This is a genomic window from Streptomyces capoamus (genome assembly GCF_014654935.1).
Classification (GTDB): domain Bacteria; phylum Actinomycetota; class Actinomycetes; order Streptomycetales; family Streptomycetaceae; genus Streptomyces; species Streptomyces capoamus.
On record NZ_BNBF01000007.1, the window covers coordinates 61,570 to 66,192 of the forward strand.

General features: G+C 71.7%; 4 protein-coding genes and 1 pseudogene. All 5 read left to right on the forward strand.

Features of this window, described 5'->3' with window-relative positions; translation table 11 throughout:
* Position 1 precedes the first annotated feature (1 nt).
* Complete coding sequence (locus IE312_RS13345; RefSeq protein WP_370467552.1) at positions 2-1,390, forward strand: DUF3152 domain-containing protein; 1,389 nt, start codon at positions 2-4, stop codon at positions 1,388-1,390.
* Positions 1,391-1,447: 57 nt separating this feature from the next.
* On the forward strand, positions 1,448-1,543 hold the full coding sequence (locus IE312_RS44125) for an Ms4533A family Cys-rich leader peptide (RefSeq protein ID WP_309550493.1): 96 nt from the start codon (positions 1,448-1,450) through the stop codon (positions 1,541-1,543).
* Between the two features lie 190 nt (positions 1,544-1,733).
* On the forward strand, positions 1,734-3,452 hold the full coding sequence (locus tag IE312_RS13350; RefSeq protein ID WP_189981420.1) for an ABC transporter substrate-binding protein: 1,719 nt from the start codon (positions 1,734-1,736) through the stop codon (positions 3,450-3,452).
* A gap of 4 nt (positions 3,453-3,456) precedes the next feature.
* Positions 3,457-4,497, forward strand: a complete 1,041-nt coding sequence (locus IE312_RS13355) for an ABC transporter permease (protein ID WP_189981422.1) — start codon at positions 3,457-3,459, stop codon at positions 4,495-4,497.
* A 20-nt stretch (positions 4,498-4,517) separates the two neighbouring features.
* Positions 4,518-4,623: pseudogene (locus IE312_RS39835) on the forward strand (ABC transporter permease); the annotation flags it as partial.

The following is a 4,623-nucleotide window of genomic DNA, read 5'->3' on the forward strand; positions in this document are numbered from 1 at the left end:
CATAGCCGCCGCCGGCCGGGCGGACCGACGGGGCGCAGGCTCCGGTGAGGGCAGCGAGGGCGGCGTGCCGCGGACTTCCGCAGCCTCTCCGGTGCGGGAGGGCGCCGCCACTCCGGTGCGGGATGCCGCGCCCACTCCGGCGCGGGATGCCGGCGGCGCCCCCGTGCGGGGTGTGCAGCGGCCGGCGGGCGGTGCCCCGGCACACGGGGGGCCGAGGCCCGGTGGAGGTGGCGCGCCGGCCGCGGGGACGCGGGGCGGACACCCGGAGCAGCGGGAAACCGGGGGCGGCTGGGGCGAGTTGGCCGGCCGGACGGCCGGCGGCGGGTCCGGTGTCGTGCTGCCCCGGCAACGGCAGGCGGAATCGGAGGTTCCGGGTTCGGGTGCCCCGCGCCCGGGAGGGGTACGGCGCCGTTCCGGCCCCCGGCAGGAGTACCTCGAGGCCTTCGAGGGCACCGGCGACCGCGGCGGCCGGGACGCGCGCGCCAGGACGGGCGCGCCCGCCAGGGCGGCCGAGGGCGCCGGGACGGCCGAGGGTGCCGGGACCGCCGCGGTCTCCGCGTCCGGCGCCGGCGTGCCCGCGCAGCGCGGCGGGACCAAGGGGCGCACCTTCACCGGCATCGCGGCGGCCGCCGTCACCACCGTGCTCGCGGTGGTCGTCGCCGGCCAGGTGGCCAAGGAGCAGGACGGCGGCGCGCGGTCGCGGTCCGTCGCCGGGCAGGCCGCCGGCACCGGGGTCCACGGCGACGCCTCCGGCGCGTCGGCGCCCGCCACCGCGCCGAGCCCGGTGGCGCTGACGTACGACCAGAAGATGGCCGAGAAGTACCCGCTGAGCGCCAAGCTGACCGGGCCGGGGAGGTTCGACGCGGTGCCCGGTTTCGACAAGGCACCCGGTGCCGGGCAGAAGTATCGTTACCGCGTCGACGTCGAGCAGGGCCTGGGACTGGATGGCGCGTTGTTCGCCGAGGCCGTGCAGCAGACCCTGAACGACCGGCGCAGCTGGGCCCACGGCGGCGCCCTGGCCTTCGAGCGGATCTCCTCCGGCAAGCCCGACTTCGTGATCACACTGGCCAGCCCCGGCACCACCGCCAAGTGGTGCGCCAAGTCCGGGCTGGACACGACGGAGGACAACGTCTCCTGCGACTCGGCCGCGACCGAACGCGTCATGATCAATGCGTACCGGTGGGCCCAGGGAAGCAAGACGTACGGTGACCGGATCCATGCGTACCGGCAAATGTTGATCAACCATGAAGTCGGCCACCGGCTCGGCCACGGCCACGTCAGCTGCCAGAAGGACGGCGAGCTCGCGCCGGTCATGCAGCAGCAGACCAAGTTCCTCGACCACGACGGGATCCACTGCCGGGCCAACCCGTGGCCGTACCCCGGGAGTTGACAGGCGCCACTTATGTCACATTGACACAGTGCCGGATGGTCGTTCATATTTCTGCGCATGTGGTCTAGTCATGCCGTCTGCAGCAGCGCCGCCATCGAGCTGGCGCTCATCGGCGTGACCGCGCTCTGCGTGGCCGACATCCACTGTCGCTGACGCCGCCACCCCGGCGTTCGCGTCGCGACTCTTCTCCCTTTCGCCTCCGTGACCGTGTCACGGATTTTTCGACGACCCGACGCCGGGGCCGACGTCTGCCCGCAGTCGTCTCACTCCTCGTCCACATGTCTCACCTGTCGAGAAACCCTCGATCAACTCCGCCACGTCACCCCGAGAGGTCGTCATTCCGATGCGTCAACCGTCCGTCATAGCGCGCCGCGTGGCAGCGGCATCCGTCAGCCTGGTCGTGGCAGCGGGCGCCGCCGCCTGCGGCCCGGAGGACAGCGATGCCAAGGGCGCCGGCGGCGACTCCACGCCCCACAAGGGCGGCACGCTCACGGTCCTGAACGCCCAGCCGCAGTCCGACTTCGACCCCGCGCGTCTGTACACCTCAGGCGGCGGAAACGTGCCCTCCCTGGTCTTCCGCACCCTCACCACGCGCAACCGCGAGAACGGCGCGGCCGGCGCCAAGGTCGTCCCCGACCTCGCCACCGACACCGGGCGCCCCAACAAGGACGCGACCGTGTGGACGTACACCCTGAAGAAGGGCCTGAAGTACGAGGACGGCACCCCGATCACCTCGGCCGACATCAAGTACGGCATCGAGCGCTCCTTCGCCCCCGAACTCTCCGGCGGTGCTCCCTACCTGCGGGACTGGCTGGTCGGCGCCGCCGGCTACCAGGGGCCGTACAAGGACAAGAAGGGCCTGTCCGCGATCGAGACGCCGGACGCCCGGACCATCGTCTTCCACCTGGTCAAGCCCGAGGGCGAGTTCCCGTACCTCGCGACGCAGACCCAGTTCGCCCCGGTGCCCAAGGGCAAGGACACGGGCACCAAGTACGAGTCGCACCCCGTCTCGTCCGGCCCGTACAAGGTCGTCAAGAACGAGAACGACGGCGAGCACCTCGTCCTGGAGCGCAACACCCACTGGTCGGCGGCCACCGACGAGGAGCGCAAGGCGTACCCGGACACCATCGACGTGCGCTCCGGCCTCGACTCCTCGGTGATCAACCAGCGGCTGTCCGCCTCCCAGGGCGCGGACGCCGCCGCCGTCACCACGGACACCAACCTCGGCCCGGCCGAACTCGCCAAGGTGAGCGGCGACAAGGAGCTGGCCGCGCGCGTGGGCACCGGCCACTTCGGCTACACCAACTACCTGGCCTTCAACCCGAAGGTGAAGCCGTTCGACAAGCCCGAGGTGCGCCAGGCGATCGCCTACGCCATCGACCGGTCCTCCGTGGTCAACGCGGCCGGCGGCAGCGCCCTCGCCGAGCCCGCCACCACCTTCCTGCCGAACCAGAAGTCCTTCGGCTACACGGCGTACGACCCGTTCCCGGCGGGCGCGTCCGGCAACCCGGCGAAGGCCAGGGAACTGCTCGCCAAGGCCGGCCACAAGAACGGCCTCACCCTCACGCTGACCCATTCCAACAGCAAGGACTTCGAGACCAGCCCGGAGATCGCCACCGCCGTCCAGGACGCGCTCAAGAAGGCCGGTATCACGGTCAAGCTGCAGGGCCTGGAGGACAACGACTACCGGGACAAGATCCACAGCGTGAAGACCGAGCCCGGTCTCTTCCTCGCCCACTGGGGTGCCGACTGGCCCTCCGGCGGCCCCTTCCTCGCCCCCATCTTCGACGGCCGGCAGATCGTCAAGGACGGGGCGAACTTCAACACGGGCCAGCTCGACGACAAGTCGGTCAATGACGAGATCGACGCGATCAACAAGTTGACCGACCTCGATGCCGCCGCCCGGCGCTGGGGCGCGCTGGACAAGAAGATCGGCGACAAGGCCCTCGTCGTGCCGCTGTTCCACCCGGTCTACAAGCGCCTGTACGGCAAGGACGTCAAGAACATCGTCATCAGTGACTGGACCGGTGTGCTGGACATCTCCCAGGTCGCGGTGAAGTAGCACCGTGAGCGAGGCACTCGCCGTCGTCGGGACCGCCGGGACGGACACCTCCGTCCCGGCGGTCTCGGGGGCACGTCAGTTCTGGCGGCGGCTGCGGGCGCAGCGCGCCGCCCTGGTCGCCGCGGCCGTCGTCGCGCTGCTCGTCCTGGTCGCGCTCGCCGCGCCGCTGCTCACCGCCCTGGAGGGCCAGGACCCCACCACCTACCACCCCACCCTGATCGACTCCGCGCGCGGGGGCGTGCCCCTCGGCTCCCTCGGCGGCGTGAGCGCCGACCACTGGCTGGGCGTCGAACCGCAGACCGGACGCGACATGTTCGCCCGGCTGGTCTACGGTGCACGGGTCTCCCTGGGCGTGTCGCTGGCCGCCACCCTGATCCAGGTCCTGCTCGGCGTGGCCATGGGCGTGGCCGCCGGCCTGGGCAACCGCTGGGTCGACCTGGTCATCAGCCGCGTCACCGACATCTTCGTCTCCATGCCGCTCATGATCATGGCGCTGGCGCTGCTGGCCATCGTGCCGAGCGGCTTCCCGCGGCCCGTGCTCGTCGCGCTGATCATCTCCCTGGTCGCCGGCTGGAGCACGGTGGCCAAGATGGTGCGCGCGCAGACCCTCGCCCTGAAGAACCTCGACTACGTCTCCGCGTCCCGGCTGAGCGGCTGGAGCACCTGGCGCACCGCCACCCGCGAGCTGCTCCCGGGCCTGGCCGCGCCCGTCATCACGTACGCCGCGCTGCTGGTCCCCTCGGACATCAGCGCCGAGGCGGCCCTGTCCTTCCTCGGGGTCGGCGTACAGCCGCCCACCCCCTCGTGGGGCCAGATGCTCACCTCCGCCGACGTCTGGTACCAGGCGGCCCCGCAGTACCTGCTGCTGCCCGCCCTCGCCCTGTTCGTCACCGTCTTCGCGATGACCGTCCTCGGCGACGGCGTCCGGGTCGCCCTCGACCCGCGCGCCGCCTCCCGCCTGCGCGTCGGCACCGGACGCAAGCGCGAGGCCCGCGCCCGGGCGGCCGTACCCGGCGACGCACCGCGGAAGGAGGAGCGGCCGTGAACGGCTTCACCGGCTTCGTCCTGCGCCGGGTCCTCGGCGCCGTGATCACCCTCTTCGTGCTGTCGGTGATCATCTACGTCGTCTTCTACGTCACCCCCGGCAACGTCGCCCAGATCACCTGCGGCC

Excerpts from the sequence above, each read along its gene's own strand:
- IE312_RS13350 (WP_189981420.1), top strand. The coding sequence starts at position 1,734 with ATGCGTCAACCGTCCGTCATAGCGCGCCGCGTGGCAGCGGCATCCGTC.
- IE312_RS44125 (WP_309550493.1), top strand. The coding sequence starts at position 1,448 with ATGTGGTCTAGTCATGCCGTCTGCAGCAGCGCCGCCATCGAGCTGGCG.